The organism is Bacillus sp. FJAT-25509 (assembly GCF_001420605.1).
Lineage (GTDB): Bacteria > Bacillota > Bacilli > Bacillales > Bacillaceae_G > Gottfriedia.
In genome coordinates this window covers 15,823-31,075 of sequence record NZ_LJIZ01000003.1, presented here as the reverse complement: position 1 = coordinate 31,075, position 15,253 = coordinate 15,823, and the positions used below count along the sequence as shown (strand labels likewise).

11 protein-coding genes are annotated in these 15,253 nt (G+C 35.7%); all 11 read right to left on the bottom strand.

Annotation, left to right across the window (positions count from 1 at the left end; genetic code table 11):
• Positions 1-13: 13 nt before the first annotated feature.
• Positions 14-1,027, bottom strand: coding sequence for a sugar kinase (locus AN960_RS00525; protein WP_056465437.1), 1,014 nt, complete (start codon positions 1,025-1,027; stop codon positions 14-16).
• Entirely contained in the window at positions 1,024-1,677 is a 654-nt protein-coding gene (locus tag AN960_RS00520) for a bifunctional 4-hydroxy-2-oxoglutarate aldolase/2-dehydro-3-deoxy-phosphogluconate aldolase (RefSeq protein WP_056465435.1), read from the bottom strand. The genes AN960_RS00525 and AN960_RS00520 overlap by 4 nt, the downstream gene beginning before the upstream one ends.
• Positions 1,678-1,760: 83 nt before the next feature.
• The gene (locus AN960_RS00515) at positions 1,761-3,254 is read right to left on the bottom strand and encodes a UxaA family hydrolase (RefSeq protein ID WP_056465433.1); all 1,494 of its coding nucleotides are present in this window, start codon (positions 3,252-3,254) and stop codon (positions 1,761-1,763) included.
• Between the two features lie 15 nt (positions 3,255-3,269).
• Complete coding sequence (locus AN960_RS00510) at positions 3,270-4,739, bottom strand: tagaturonate reductase (protein ID WP_056465431.1); 1,470 nt, start codon at positions 4,737-4,739, stop codon at positions 3,270-3,272.
• 71 nt (positions 4,740-4,810) lie between these two features.
• A complete protein-coding gene (locus tag AN960_RS00505) occupies positions 4,811-5,833 on the bottom strand; it encodes a LacI family DNA-binding transcriptional regulator (protein ID WP_082459350.1) in 1,023 nt (340 codons plus the stop codon).
• A 59-nt stretch (positions 5,834-5,892) separates the two neighbouring features.
• A complete protein-coding gene (uxaC, locus tag AN960_RS00500; RefSeq protein WP_056465427.1) occupies positions 5,893-7,320 on the bottom strand; it encodes a glucuronate isomerase in 1,428 nt (475 codons plus the stop codon).
• Between the two features lie 129 nt (positions 7,321-7,449).
• Positions 7,450-8,766 carry a hypothetical protein gene (locus tag AN960_RS00495; RefSeq protein ID WP_056465425.1) on the bottom strand — a complete coding sequence of 439 codons (1,317 nt, stop codon included), beginning with the start codon at positions 8,764-8,766 and terminating at the stop codon, positions 7,450-7,452.
• A gap of 87 nt (positions 8,767-8,853) precedes the next feature.
• Positions 8,854-10,434: a response regulator gene (locus tag AN960_RS00490; protein WP_056465423.1), complete on the bottom strand. Its 1,581-nt coding sequence runs from the start codon at positions 10,432-10,434 to the stop codon at positions 8,854-8,856.
• 4 nt (positions 10,435-10,438) lie between these two features.
• On the bottom strand, positions 10,439-12,265 hold the full coding sequence (locus AN960_RS00485) for a sensor histidine kinase (RefSeq protein ID WP_156339575.1): 1,827 nt from the start codon (positions 12,263-12,265) through the stop codon (positions 10,439-10,441).
• 203 nt (positions 12,266-12,468) lie between these two features.
• Positions 12,469-13,587, bottom strand: a complete 1,119-nt coding sequence (locus AN960_RS00480) for a glycoside hydrolase family 88/105 protein (protein WP_056465419.1) — start codon at positions 13,585-13,587, stop codon at positions 12,469-12,471.
• 288 nt (positions 13,588-13,875) lie between these two features.
• Positions 13,876-15,213, bottom strand: coding sequence for an ABC transporter substrate-binding protein (locus tag AN960_RS00475; protein WP_056465418.1), 1,338 nt, complete (start codon positions 15,211-15,213; stop codon positions 13,876-13,878).
• Positions 15,214-15,253: the final 40 nt, after the last annotated feature.

Below are 15,253 nucleotides of genomic sequence, written 5' to 3'. Positions count from 1 at the left end.
TTTATTAAGATAATTAACGAACAATTTTCCCAGGGGCACTTTCAGCAAATCGAAATACTTCCTCTTTTGTGAACAAATTACAGTCACCATGAATAGTGTGTTTCAGCGCCGAGGCTGCTGTTGCAAAAGAAACGGCCTCCTGCGGATCATATTCTTCCAGTATCCCTGTTAAAATACTTGCTGCAAAGGCGTCACCACCGCCAACTCGATCGACGATAGGATCAATATAATGTACTTTGGACTGATAAAGTTCCCCTTGTACAAACAGATTACCTTGTAATTGATTTGTTGATGCTGAAATTACATTTCTGAACGTAGAACTTATAAACTGAATATTCGGATATATCTCAGTAAACTTAGAATAATAATGAATGAGTCTTTGAGTCTGTGAAAGTGATTGATCCGCTTCAACGAGACCTAATAAAAAGATGGCATCTAATTCACCGAACGAACAAATATCGATATAAGGAAGTAACGGCAATATGGCTTCCCTAGCTTCCTGCTGACTCCAAAGTTTTGCCCGGTAATTGAAATCAAAACTCGTTTTGACGCTTAATTGTTTTGCTTTTTTTACTCCTACTAATACCGATTCTCTCAGTTCGGGTGACAATGCTAATGTAATTCCTGAAACATGGAATAAAGAAGCATTCTTAAAAATTTCATCCCATTTTATTTCATTCGCGTTCATCATAGAAAAGCTGGAATTTTTTCTATCATAGGTAACATGAGCGCTTCGTTCCCCGATCCCTGTTTCAAGGTAATATGTGCCAAGTCGTTCTCCACCTATTACCATATAGTCCGTTTTCACACCGTGCGACCTTAAATGACTTCCAACTGCTTGCCCTAATTGGTTATCAGGAATTTTGCTAACAAAAAAAGCATTATATCCAAAATGAGCCATGGAAATCGCGACATTGGCTTCAGCTCCTCCATAATTTAGTTTGAGCTGTCCAGATTGTGAAAGCCGTTCCCCTGCAAAAGTCGAAAATCTAAGCATAATTTCTCCAAGTGTTACAACCTTCTTCATTGTAAATCCTCTCTTGCTTCTTGAACTTTTTGGACATATTTACTTGCATATTCTGTGATTTTTTCGTATTTTCCTGTTTTGGCTGGAGTTATGAGATTTCCGCCTACTCCAATTGCCACACACCCGTTTTTAATCCACTGGTCTGCATTCTCGAGACTTACGCCCCCTGTTGGCATAATATTGACCTGTGGAAGAGGAGCTTTCACTGCTTTGATAAAATCCGGGCCGAACGCATTTCCCGGGAACAATTTAATAACATCAGCCCCATATTCCAAAGCTAATTTCATTTCCGTAATGGTCATGCAACCAGGCAAGTACGGTATTTGGTATAGATTGCATAGCTTTGCAGTCTCTTTATCAAAGCATGGACTTACAATAAATTTGGCTCCAGCTAAAATGGCAATTCTTGCTGTCGCTGCATCAAGTACGGTTCCTGCACCGATAACAACTTCAGTGTTCTCGGCGAAACAGGAGGTAAGTTCTTTAATAATCATTTCTGCTTCATTAATGGTAAAAGTGACTTCAATCCCATTAATCCCACCCTTTACACAGGCTTCAGATATTTGTATGGCTTCTTCTTTTGAATCTGCCCTAACAACTGCAACTACACCACAATCTGTAAGCTTCGTAATAATTTCTAGTTTTTTCATGATTTCCTCCTTGGAAAATACACTTACTATAACAATTATTTTTTGCTAGAATTCAAGTTTTTTAGAAAATGAGTAACCCAAAATTATAATGTCACTCCACTTTTAAAAATAGAGATTTCACGAAAGTCATTTTTTTCGTTATTCACCATTTCACCACTTGCCACTTTGACGATATAATCAACAAAATCACTCAGGACCTGCTCTGCCGAAAAATGATCTTCCAATAATGTACCGGCATTAAAATCAATCCAATGAGGTTTTGTTTCAAAAATTTGGGTATTTGTAGATATTTTAACTGTCGGAACAAAAGTTCCAAATGGAGTTCCCCTTCCTGTTGTAAACAGAACCATTTGACATCCTGAGGCAGCAAGGGCTGTAGAAGCAATTAAATCATTTCCTGGTGCACTAAGAAGGTTTAGTCCTTTTGTATTAAGGACCTCACCATACTTCAAAACATCGACAACCATTGACGTGCCAGCCTTTTGTGTACATCCTAGTGATTTATCTTCAAGAGTTGTGATCCCACCTGCCTTATTTCCAGGCGATGGGTTTTCATAAACTGGCTGATTATGTTGTAGGAAATGGTCTTTAAAATCATTAATTAAGCCGACGACTTTATGAAATACCTCTTCATTGACTGCACGTTCCATTAAAATTTTTTCTGCGCCAAACATTTCCGGAACTTCGGTAAGAACTGTTGTGCCCCCTTGAGCAATAAGGAAGTCAGAAAATCTGCCTAGAAGTGGATTAGCTGTGATGCCAGAGAAACCGTCAGAACCGCCGCATTTTAGACCTACTTTTAATTCTGACAGAGGTATATCCTCCCTTTTATCTTTTTTTGCTGCTTCAAAGAGTTCCAATACTAACTTAAAACCTTCTTCAATCTCATCTGTTACAGCCTGTGAACTTAGAAATTTAACTCTATTATCATTTACATTACGTAGAGCTTTTTTAAATTCCGGTAGTTCATTGTTTTCACAGCCAAGCCCTAAAACTAGAACTCCTCCAGCATTTGGATGGTTAACCGCATTTACTAGAATCTGTTTAGTATTTTCATGGTCATCACCCAGCTGGGAACATCCATAACTATGCTTCAAAACTAGGACATTATCAAAAGGGTTATAGTCTCTTATGTATTTTTCGAAGCGTTTAATAATTTTTTCTGCAATTCCATTTACACACCCAACTGTCGGTACGATCCAAAGTTCATTTCGAATTCCGATTGACCCATTTTCACGTCGATAGCCTCTAAATGTTCGATTTTCATTTTTATATGGATTTGTAGTTTGAACTGGATGATAGTGATATTCTTCAGTGCCTGATAAATTGGTTTTCGTATTATGAGTATGGACAAGTTCGCCAGTTGCAATTCGAGTCAAGGCATGGCCAATCGGGTATCCGTATTTTATGATATCTTCATTTTCCACGATCTCTTTAATTGCCACTTTATGTCCTCTATAAATCATTTCTTTTATTTGAATCGAAACTCCATTAACATTTAGCTGTTCGTCTTTCTTAAAATCTTTTAAAGCAAGTATAATATTATCGTTACCATGTATCTTGAGGAAATCTCTCATCTATCCCTGTCCTCCTTATTTATGAATCGATGTTAGTGATAATTCTATTAATGCATTCCTTACTCCAAATTGTTCGATAAGACTAAGGTGTTTTGTTACGGTGTCTTTTAGATTTGAAATCGTATTAAGATTCATTTCCCAAATCTTCTTTTCACTAAGTACTTTTTCAGCCAGCATATTTAAGTCTATTTTCTTATTTTCATACATTTCCCAAGTAGTTTTAAAGAATTCCAGTGTCTCAGTTTGATCCTGCAAACTGATATTTTCTTCTCCCCTTTTCCCTCGGTAAAAATAGATAAGGCAGCTCAAAGCAAAAACCATTCTCGGAGGAAGTACATTTGTTTTCTCTATGTATTCAATCAAAGTAGGTAAATTTCTTGTAATAAACTTAGAAGTTGAATTTAAGGATATACTCATTAAATAATGCCTAATAAATGGATTTGCAAAACGAGTTAGGACTTCCTCAGCATAGTTTTCATGGTCTGCAGTATTTCCTTCTAGTGTAGGGATAATTTCCTCGATAATTAGTTCTCTGATAAAGGAACCTACTTCTTTGTCACTCACGGCATCTTCAACAATTTCTAATCCGGATAAATAAGCTATAGGCGTCATTGCAGTGTGTGCTCCATTTAGAATCCTAACTTTACGTGTTCGAAAAGGAGATAAATCCTTTACAATTAACGTATTTAGTCCTGTTCCATCAAAGGGAAGCTCGTGTTTAATGGATTCCGGTCCTTCAATAACCCAAAGATGATACTGTTCACCTACCACCATTAGTTCATCCTGATAGCCAAGCACCTCCGTTTTTTCACTATAGGTATCCGAAGGGAATCCAGGTACAATTCGATCAACAAGGCTTGAGCAAAATGTATTGGCTTGCTCGATCCAATTGATAAACTCGCTTCCAAGGTTCCAGTTCTGCGCATATTTTAGTACAAGTTCCTTCAGTATCGTCCCGTTATATTCAATTAGTTCACACGGAATAATGATACAGCCACGTTTTGGGTCTCCGGAAAAAGCCTTGAACCGATGAAATAGGAAGGCAGTTAATTTTCCGGGAAAACTCTTTTGAGGCTGATCGGTTAATTTATCCGTAGGATCATAAGCAATGCCTGCCTCAGTCGTATTGCTTATGATAAAACGAAGTTCCTTCTTTTCAGACAACTCTTTAAATGCCTGATAGTCATTAAAAAGGTTTATTCCGCGATTAATTGAATCAATCACCATATGTTCGTTGACTGGGTAACCATCCCTGATTCCCTGTAAATAAAGTGTAAATAATCCGTCTTGACGATTAAGCCTTTCTATCTTTCCAGATCCCCTAGGCTGCACTATAACAACACTTCCATTAAAATCAGTTTTCTCGTTTAAGATCTGAACTTGCCAGTCAACAAATGCTCTTAAAAAATTCCCTTCCCCAAATTGAAGTATCTTTTCAGGGTAGATACGAAATTCTTTATAATTCTTTCGATTTAACTTTTGCATAATCCACACTCCTTACTTTCATGCACACGTTAACATTTTTGGATATACCCCACTATAAATCTAGGGGTAAATTATACGAATCTTTTTACTGTGTCTCTTATGATTAATTCAGTTTTTAAGAGAATTTTTTCAGCCTCTTGCTCATCACCAAGTATAAGCGAAAGCATTTTTTTCGCACCATGAATGCTAATTTGTTCTAAAGGACGTTTTACGGTCGTAAGTCTTGGCGTAGTATATTGTGAGAATCCAATATCATCAAAACCAAATACCGAAAGATCATCAGGAACTTTTAATCCTTGCGCAAATACTGCGTTCATTGCTCCAATAGCCATGTCATCATTTGAACAAAATACAGCAGTTGGAGGCTTCTTCAAACCCAATAACCTTACCATTGCCTGGTATCCACTTTCCATATCATAATTCCCCTGAACTGAATATTCATTTTTTATGGGAATGTTATGATCAATTAATGCTTTCATGTAACCTTCTTTTCGCTTTTGTGCTGATTTAAAACTCGGTGTTCCTTCGATAATCGCTATATCACGATGACCATTATCTATTAAGTATTCTACTGCCTTACGTGAACCTTCCGAATCATTACTTAAAATATTAATAAGATGATCTTCTTCAACTTCTCTATTAAGGACAACTAGAGGAATACCCTTTTGCAATACATGATAGATAAATGTGTTGTCATGGACGCTTTGGCTCATTAAGATAATTCCATCAAACCTTTGAGAATTTATACTGGAAAAATCTTGATAATCATCAATACCACGAATGAATAAGTTATAATCCTGGTTTATAATGCTATTTACACCCTTAATCGTATCAGCCAGAAAACTTGCTGATGTACCTTTACTGATACTCGTTAAAAATAATCCGATTGTATACGATTTCTGCATCACCAAACTTTTCGCATTAAAATTTGGTGTATAGTTTAGCTGAGAGGCAATTTCAAGAATTTTTCTTTTAGTTGGTTCTTTGATTAAAGGGCTGTTGTTAAGCGCCCTCGACACCGTTGTATGTGATACATTGGCTAACTTAGCAATATCTTTTATTGTTACCATTTTTCTAACCTTCCTTTTTAACATCAACCCATTTAATTAAAGCCTCTTCAGACCTACTTCCACCTCTTTAGCAAAAATTCATTTTAATAATTTAAGTTAAGTTCCGAACTGGGTTCTACGATTTTAAAATTAAAGTAGTCTTTCGCATTATAATAACAGATACCTTGGACAATTTTTCCAAGCAACTCCAAATCATAAGGGACCTCACCGTTCTCTACCCATTCTCCAATCAAGTTACATACCAGTCTTCGGAAATATTCATGTCGATTGTAGGATAAAAAACTTCTAGAGTCTGTAAGCATTCCAATGAACTTGCTAAAGAGACCTACATTAGACAACGCCTTCATCTGGTCAAGCATACCATCTTTGGTATCATTGAACCACCATGCTGTGCCGAATTGAATTTTCCCAGGAGTGATACCATCTTGAAAACTATTGATTATGCTAGCGATCACAAAGTTATCATTTGGATTTAACGAATAAATGATTGTTTTAGGAAGCTTTCCTTCTTGATCTAAGGAATCAAGAATCCTTACTAGTGGTTTGGCGATTTGATCATCATTGATTGAATCGTAACCTGTATCAGGTCCAAGTTGGTTAAACTTTTTCGTATTGTTATTCCGATGAGCATTAATATGGAATTGCATCGCCCAGCCTAGGTTTGCGTAAAGCTTACAAAGGTAGATCAGTGTATATGTCTTAAATTTTCTTTCAGCTTCCGATGTAACCACGATGCCAGATAACCTTTGCTCAAAAATCTGGGCAACTTCTTCATAGGAAGTTTCTTCATATACCATGGAATCTAATGCATGATCGGAAACAGTGCAACCCGATTCATGGAAGAACTTTACTCTGGCTTCTAACGCTGCAAGATACTCTTTAAACGTGTCAATTTGAAGATTAGAAGCTTCCTTCAGTTTTTCGACCCAATCTAGAAAACCTTCACGATTTATTTCCAGTCCTTTATCAGGTCTGAATCCAGGTACAACACTTACTGGGAAATCTTTCTCATTCTTTAATAATATATGGTATTCCAAGTTGTCAACCGGATCATCTGTTGTACAAATTACTTGTACATTAGACTTTACAATTAATTCACGAACCGAATATCCTTCCCCATTCAGTAATCCATTTACTTTCTCCCAAATTTTAGGCGCACTCTGTTCGTTTAGGACATCATGAATAACAAAATACCGTTGAAGCTCTAAATGCGTCCAGTTATAAAGTGGGTTACCAATTGTCATTGGAATCGTTTTTGACCACGCCAGAAACTTCTCATAGTCGCTTGCGTTACCTGTTATAAATTCCTCGGATATACCATTTGCTCTCATAGCCCGCCATTTATAATGATCACCATAAAGCCATGCTTCTGTAATATTTTTAAATTTCTTATTTTCATAGATTTCTTTTGGGCTTAAATGGCAGTGATAATCAATAATTGGCAATTCCTTCGCAACATCATGAAATAATGAGCTAGCGATTTCATTTTTCAATAAAAAATTTGGTCCCATGAATTTTTCCACTTCGAGCACCTTCCTATCTTCATTTTGTTAACGTTAACAATTTTCTGTATTTTCAGTCTAACAAATGTATCAACGTATGTAAATAAAAATGTTAACGTTAACATTTTCGTTAATTTATTAAATCGTTTTCCGTTCTGCCACTTGGTTGATCTTTTGCCTACGGGTTACAACCGAGTAAACTCCAAGCAAACCAACTAGTTCACCTGTTGAGGCTGCAATAGCACCAGACTTACCATTTAGTGCCGGATTCAAATATACTAATGGAATGATGACTAGGACCACGGCAATCATGTTAAAAATTTGAGGTTTTAACAATGATTTTGTACTTTTTTGAAGCATGAGAATGCCTCCGAAGTAATCCACCCATGGGAAAACCAAGGTCTTGATAATAAAAAATTTTAATACATTCAGACTTTCAGCTGCCAATTCCATGTTAGCACCTAACACTGTTCGCATAAACCAAGGGCCTGCAGAAGTAAAACATAGAATAACTAGAAGGACAGACGGAACAATACTGAAAACCATTACACATTTCAAAACCGTTCGTTTGTTTTTTTCATAAAATTGCAGGACAATTTGATGAGTGTACATAAAAAAGCTCAGTATAAGATTCGTAATGCTAAAAGCCAATGCAAAGGAAGAAATCCCCAAATGAACATCTTGAATTTTGCCAAGAAACGCGTAAATTATGGGGATTAAGAAGGTTTGAAACGACAAATAAAAAACTAAAGGAAAATAAAAAGCAGAAATTTCTTTTTGTCTTAAAGGTGTTTCAGTTTCATTATTATTTTCTCTAACAATCGAATTACCTCTCCAGACACTAATGAAGCATTCAATACCCATTCCAGTTAAAAAAATAATTGCTCCTGCACTACTATTATTGGCATGGTTAGATAAGTTCATATAAAGTGCCACAGCAAACATACCTACTAACCGAATAACAACGCCTATGGTTAACCATTTTGTTTCCAACTTATTAATAATCATTCCTTGATATAAGCACCGGAGCCCGGAAAATAATATGACGCCTGAAAGAACAAGAAAAGTAAACTTCAAAGAATCCATAGATTCAGCTTTCGAATTAAAACCATACTTAAACACTAAATCTCCAAGCCTAGTAAGGCCAATTAATAAACAAAGAGCTGTTATGACAAGCGACACCTTGATAAAAAAGATTGCAATTTTATTAAAGGAAGCTTTTCCAATTGCCAAGGCTGAAATCGTTTGCCTAAAAACCAAAACCGGCCGTTCTAGGATACCAAATAAAGAGAAAGCGATCGCATAATTGGCAATTATAACTTCAGCATGGTTGGTACGGCTCAATGTCCCATTGATAATGACATGCGAAATGGATGTAAGACTTGCAGATAAAGCCAATGGAATAAAAAATATCAGTATGCTGAAAAAAGTGGAATTCTTAAAAAACTTTGACAAGGTAATTTTCCCACCCCTTTTCAATTCCCTCTCTGTTAATTTATTGGGTTATTTATATTTATTTCTATAACAACCAAAATAATATGCCTATTTCAGCTTTTTAAATTCGATTGGAGAATAACCTGTATATTTTTTAAAACTACTGCTGAAATATTGTGGATTAGAGTAACCTACCTTTTCAGCAACCTCATAAGTCTTCAAATCGGTTTTCTGAAAAAGCTCCATAGCCTTTTTCATCCTCGTTTCAAGGAGAACATCTCCAAAGTTAAATCCCTTTTCAACTTTAAAAAGATTACTAAGATAGGCTGAACTCACATGAACTTTTTCTGCAACAGATAGGAGACTTAAATTGGCTACGTGATAATTTTCAAGAATGAAGTCAATTGCCTTATCAACAAGTGTATGCTTTTGATTTCCATTTAATCGCTTTACAAACTCGGCTAAATCGACAGAAATTATTCTTATTTCGGAAAAAATCTCATCAATTGTTTGCAATTTTACTACTCTTTTCTCAATGTTTTTAAACCTCGTAACGTCCCAGTTTTTTGCTATTTTAGAAGATTCATGTAATATTAAACTAATGACTCTGACACCAAATAAAACTATTTCCTGCAATGATACTCTTTTAGTTGACAATAGCTCATTTTTTTCATTTTCTAATAACTCCATCACTTTTTCCGGAAGACCAAATGAAATATACCGAAATAATTCTTCTTCGATTTTTAAAGAATCCGCCACTTCTTCATGTTTTACCGATTCAATAAATTCAATAGAAAAAGCTTTATTTATCCCGACTATGTGACGGAAGTCCATCGCTTTTAATGCCTCTCGATAGGAATAGTTAATGTCTGCCAATTCATCATAAATTCTTCCACTTGTAATAGTAATTGTCGTATGAAACTCCTTTTGCACAGTAGAAAGGAATTCTCGTGTTACGGAAGAAATGGCACTAGTAAAATCCTCTTCTGATAAATCCGACCCAAATAGAAAGACAGCGAAATGCTCGGATTCAGCATTTACAACACATCCTTGCAGTTTAAATATGTCAAGTATTTTACTACAATGCATCATTATACTTTTCTTCACAGCTTCAATCTCTGTCTGAGGACCAAATTCAATTTGGTCCATTTTGACATACAATGCAGCTAAAAGTGTCCCTCGCGGTTTTATACCTAGTTTATTAAACTCTTTATCTATTTCTTCATTAATAAATTCGTTAAGGCTTAACCTTTTAAGGAACTGCTGCTGGATATAAAATTGACTTTCGTTAATTTGATTTTCCTTTTGCAGTTCAAGCCCTAATTCGAATGATGCCTGTTTAAGTTTTTCAATTAATTCACTAGTTTCTACTGGTTTTAGCAGATAATCATAAGCCTTTAATTTAATCGCCTCATGAGCATATTTAAAATCCTCATAGCCAGTTAACAAAATGACTTTTGTTTTGGGATTATATTCTTTGATTGCTTTAGTCATTTCCAGTCCATCCATAAAGGGCATTTGAATATCTGAAATGACAATATGCGGATCATGCTCTTTAATAATTTCCAGACCTTGCTCGCCATCCGCACCTACACCAACCAATTCAAATCCATGTTCCATCCAAGGTATAATGCTAGATAAACCTTTTCGGATAATGCGATCGTCATCTACTATTGCTACCTTATACATTTATTTAGTCCCCCCGTGATTTTGGGATTTTTACCATAGTCTTTGTACCAACTCCTGCAACACTTTCAATTGATAACCCATAATCTTCTCCAAAATGAAGTTTGATTCTTTCATGTACACTTCTAAGACCAATTCCAATTGTCGAAGAATTGCTCCCTTTGCTATGCAGTTCTTCATTAATAATCCTTAATTTGTCACTGTCAATCCCCAAGCCATTATCAATTACTTCAAGGCATACTATACCGTTTATTTCATATCCCTTAATAAAAATCGTTCCTTTACCTCTTTTTTGTTTTACTCCGTGATAAATGGCATTTTCTATCAAAGGCTGCAAGGTTAGTTTAACAATTTTAAAGTTTAATAGGCTTGGATTGATCATAATTTCATAAGAGAAATCATCTCCATATCTCATTTCCTGGATGATTAGATAATTCTGGATATGAGCAATTTCTTCTTCTAAACTGATAATTTCCTTCCCTCTACTAATACTAATCCGAAAAAAATTGGACAGTGCTGTGATCATACTACTGGCTTCCTTATTCATTCCCATGTCAGATAAGCCTTTTATCGAGTAAAGAGTATTATATAGAAAGTGTGGATTAATTTGTGCATGCATAATCGAGAACTCAAGTTGTCGCTTTTCATCCTGTTCTAATCTAATTTGTGCAAGGAGCGTTTTAATTTTAACCAATAAATCGTCTAATGCTGTTTTCATAATTCCAATTTCTCTAGGACCTTTATGCGAAAAGCTAATATTTAAGTTATTTTCATTGATTTGCTTTGTTTGATAGACTAGGGTAGAAACTGGATTAGTAATGTATTTAGCTAAAAAATTTGCAATTAAAATAGCAATTGTTGTTAAGATTAAAATAATGATAACTGTTACAAATTTTATATAATTGACTTTCTTTAATATCTCATCCGTTGGAAAAACAGCGGCCACCTTCCACTTATTCACACCAATGGTATCGTAGATAATCGTCATGTTCTTTCCAAATGCATTTTTAAATTCATATCGCCCTTTTTCATCCTGTAATGACTGCAGAAAGCTTAATTCCTTTGGACTCAAACGGTATTCGTCTGAAACTGTTTTTGAATTAAACGTACCATCCCGGCTGACAAGAGTTAGATAGCCATGGTCCCCAATCAATGATTTGTTTAAAACGTTTTCAAAAAAACTCTTTCGTAAATTAAATAGCAATATACCATTTGCTTTTGTGTGCTCGTTACCTATCAACTTAAACACACTTACCACTTCTGATTTACTGGCAAAAATATCATCGGGATGCTCATTATGCCAGTAAAATCCTTGTTTGCTGCCACGATATTCTTCAGTGTATTTCTTATAGGGAAACTGATTAAAATTCTTCCGGAAATCACTCCGATATAAAGAAAATTCACCATTATGCATATCAACTAAGATTGATTCAATTATCGTGTTATACGTTAAATGGATCACTTTCAAAGAATTGTTCATTTGAACGTAATCATTAGGGTCGACCTCAGAAAATTCAGAATCTATCAAGTCCAATGTCTTCGGATCGTTCGAGAAAGCAACTAACTGCTCGAACACATCATAAAGTCTGTTTTCTAAATAGGATTTGGTCTGGAATACTGTATCATCAACATTTTTATAAGCGTTTTCCTCTAGTTGGGTCACAGCTAGGTGATAGGAAATCCATCCTGTAAATGCTATAAAAAAGATGATAACTGGCAAAAATAACGAAATGATCGTGGATCGTAAGGAATATAAAAAATATTTTTTAATAAATACGACGAATTTATTTCTCATAGACAATAACAGGAAACGTTTATAATCTCCAACTTCCACTCCATTCCTTTTCTACTATAAGTCTTAATTTTAAAAATACATTATTTTTCTCGACTGGTAAATGAATCTTCCCTCGCATCCAAAAACTTCCATTACTAAATGGCTGAAACCCATAAAATTTTATGGGTTTCTTTATAGCTTATTTTAGTTTACCAGTGCAGAACTGTTTGAGTCGAATGACTTTTAGTAATAAAATCTTTAATTTATTTTTTTATCATTTTCACTAATGCCACACTTGCTAAAATAAAGGCACCTACTCCGTGTAGGTCATTTTCGGAAACTGGACGGGAAACGTAGTAGTCATACACACCTGCAGAAGTTCCAATACAGATTCCTTTCATCGTCAATGAATCACCATCGACTTCAATCATCTCATTTAATAAACCCTTGTATCCTTTGATGGCGGTTTCAATGTATTCTTTCCCCACATATCCTTGTTCAACCGCTCTGGCAATTGTATAAACGAATAGGCTAGAGCATGAAGATTCAAGCCAGTTATCTTCTTGATTTCCTTTGTCTACGATTTGATACCATAATCCCGTTTTTTCGTCCTGAAAACTGACAATGCTTTTGATAAGACTTTGCAGTGACTCTATTAATTCTACTCTTCCGCTATGATTCTTTGAAAGAAGATCGAGAATATCAATTAGTGCTGTGCCATACCAGCCAACCGATCGTCCCCAGAATTCCGGTGAGCAACCAGTCTCAGGATTTGCCCAAGGCATTCTTTTGCTTTCATCGTAAGCGTGATAAAAAAGACCCGAATTTTCATCTTTCATATTTACTCGCATTAGCTTTTCTTGGTATAAGACCATGTCATCTAGTCCTTGTTCGTTAGTCGCATTCTGGTACATTAAGGCAAAAGGTCCAGCCATAAACAAACCATCGAGCCACATTTGATATGGATATTTGTCTTTATGCCAAAAACCACCTTCTTTAGTCTTATTCAATGTATCGTATAAATGTCTTAGTTTATCGGCTGCTTTCCTATAACGTTGATCCTTCGTCGCTTTCATTAAAGGAAATAACAAAATACCTACTTGAATCGAATCTAGTTGGTCCCTCTCGAATAGAAAATTGCCTTCTGAATCTAGTAAATTATCAATATAGCTTTTAAGATATTCAAAATACTCTTGGTTTTGAGTTATCTCCCAAACACGTTGCATCCCATAAAGGAATACCCCCTGATGATAATGCCACACATTTGCTGGAGGTAGTTCTTTTGGGCTGAATGTTTTCATTACAGTTCTTGATGCTTTTTCAGCCATACTTAAAGCAATTTCTGCAGTTACATTTATGGTTTTGGTTTCAGAATAATTCATGAATATACCCCCTGTTTTTTCGAATATTTATGAAAATTGTCTCGCTGTGGATTAAAAATATATTAAATAATACACCCAATGATTTCGACACTATGTAATGAGTAATAAAATTAAGTATTGTTAACGAATAAAAAGTATATACACAATTAAATGTTAGTTGTAAATCCAAAGTACTGGCCTACTAATCCACATATCCTCTTGTCTCCAAGGTAGCTAATGCAATTCATCTCCTATAGAAGAGATAAAGCCGTCTCGAAAGTAGTATCTAGACGGCTTTATGTTTAATGTTTATTTTTTGAAATGCTCATCGTATTTCTTTTGAGCGTCTTCAATCGCTTTTGACCACTCGTCAAGGAATTCTTCTACCGTCATTTTTCCACTCAATACTGCCTGTGTTCCTGGATCAACTATTGTATCAAGAATGGATCGGTATTCAGGCAAATAGAAAGGCGGCTTGTAAAGAATGGTATTTGGATCATCATAAACTTTGAAAGCTGTTTGGATATGTGGTGAATCTTTTATCCATTGCTCACTCAACACGTCAGAATTCGTAGGAATCTGTCCAACCTGCTGGTTCCAATAAGATTGGCTGTCCTTTGAGTTCAAGAATGCTGCAAATTTCCAAGATGCTTCTGCGTGTTTCGTCCCTTTGAATACACTGATTCCAATCGTATTTCCGCCTTCTGCTACATATTTACCATCAGCAGTTTTTGGAAGTGGAATAGCCTGAAATTGATCTGACTGCAATGCCTCTTTATGTTCGCCATAAGAACCAATGTTATGCTGAACCATTGCAACTGCACCTGTGTCGAAGCCTGCAATCATTTCTTTATATCCATTTGTGATATCACTTTGAGGAGTATATTTTTTATACAATCCGAAATACTTCTTTAAAAATTCAATATTTTTTTTGCTGTTAATTGTACTTTTACCATTTTTTATGTAATCTTCTTCACCCGAGTATGCAAACATTAAACGCTGTAATTGGAATGATCCTCCAGCTCCACCTCGGATCGTATAACCATAGCGTTTGTTAGCTTTGTCTGTTTGATTTTTAACGGCAGTAAAGAAGTCATCCCATGTTTCAGGAACTTTTGTCCCTTTTTCCTTGAACCAATCAGGACGAACCCAAAGAATATCAAGGTTTTGCGTATAAGGAATTCCATATAACTTGTGATCTGCAACGATTTCTTTGTTGAAGTCGATTGCCCCTTTATTAATCTTGTCTTTATCCTCCCACTTATTGAAATACGGATCTAATGGCAGCAATGCGTCTCTCAGCGCAAACTCTGGAAGCCAGCTTGTCTGCACGCTACCTACGTCAGGAGTATCCTCAGCCGCAATGGATGCATCGTATTTCGCTTTTGCAGAATCCTTTGGCAGCCCGACATATTCAACATCGATGTTAGGGTTTTTCTCTTCAAATCGTTTTATTAATTCTTCCCAGATTGGTGTACGCTGCGGTCCGGCATTTTCATCCCAGAACGTTAGTTTAATTTTTTCATTTGGATCTGTTTTCTTTCCCTTTACGCTCGCTTCATTATTAGTGCTGGAACTACATCCTGCTAGAAGCAATGAAGCAGCTATTGATGTAGTTGCAACCGTTTTCCATAACTTTTTGTGCACAAAAATCCCCCTCTGTTATTTGAAGTTTATTAGTTATAAA

Excerpts from the sequence above, each read along its gene's own strand:
- AN960_RS00490 (WP_056465423.1), bottom strand. The coding sequence starts at position 10,434 with ATGTATAAGGTAGCAATAGTAGATGACGATCGCATTATCCGAAAAGGT.
- uxaC (WP_056465427.1), bottom strand. The coding sequence starts at position 7,320 with ATGGGACCAAATTTTTTATTGAAAAATGAAATCGCTAGCTCATTATTT.
- AN960_RS00515 (WP_056465433.1), bottom strand. The coding sequence starts at position 3,254 with ATGAGAGATTTCCTCAAGATACATGGTAACGATAATATTATACTTGCT.
- AN960_RS00480 (WP_056465419.1), bottom strand. The coding sequence starts at position 13,587 with ATGAATTATTCTGAAACCAAAACCATAAATGTAACTGCAGAAATTGCT.
- AN960_RS00510 (WP_056465431.1), bottom strand. The coding sequence starts at position 4,739 with ATGCAAAAGTTAAATCGAAAGAATTATAAAGAATTTCGTATCTACCCT.
- AN960_RS00520 (WP_056465435.1), bottom strand. The coding sequence starts at position 1,677 with ATGAAAAAACTAGAAATTATTACGAAGCTTACAGATTGTGGTGTAGTT.
- AN960_RS00525 (WP_056465437.1), bottom strand. The coding sequence starts at position 1,027 with ATGAAGAAGGTTGTAACACTTGGAGAAATTATGCTTAGATTTTCGACT.
- AN960_RS00505 (WP_082459350.1), bottom strand. The coding sequence starts at position 5,833 with ATGTTAAAAAGGAAGGTTAGAAAAATGGTAACAATAAAAGATATTGCT.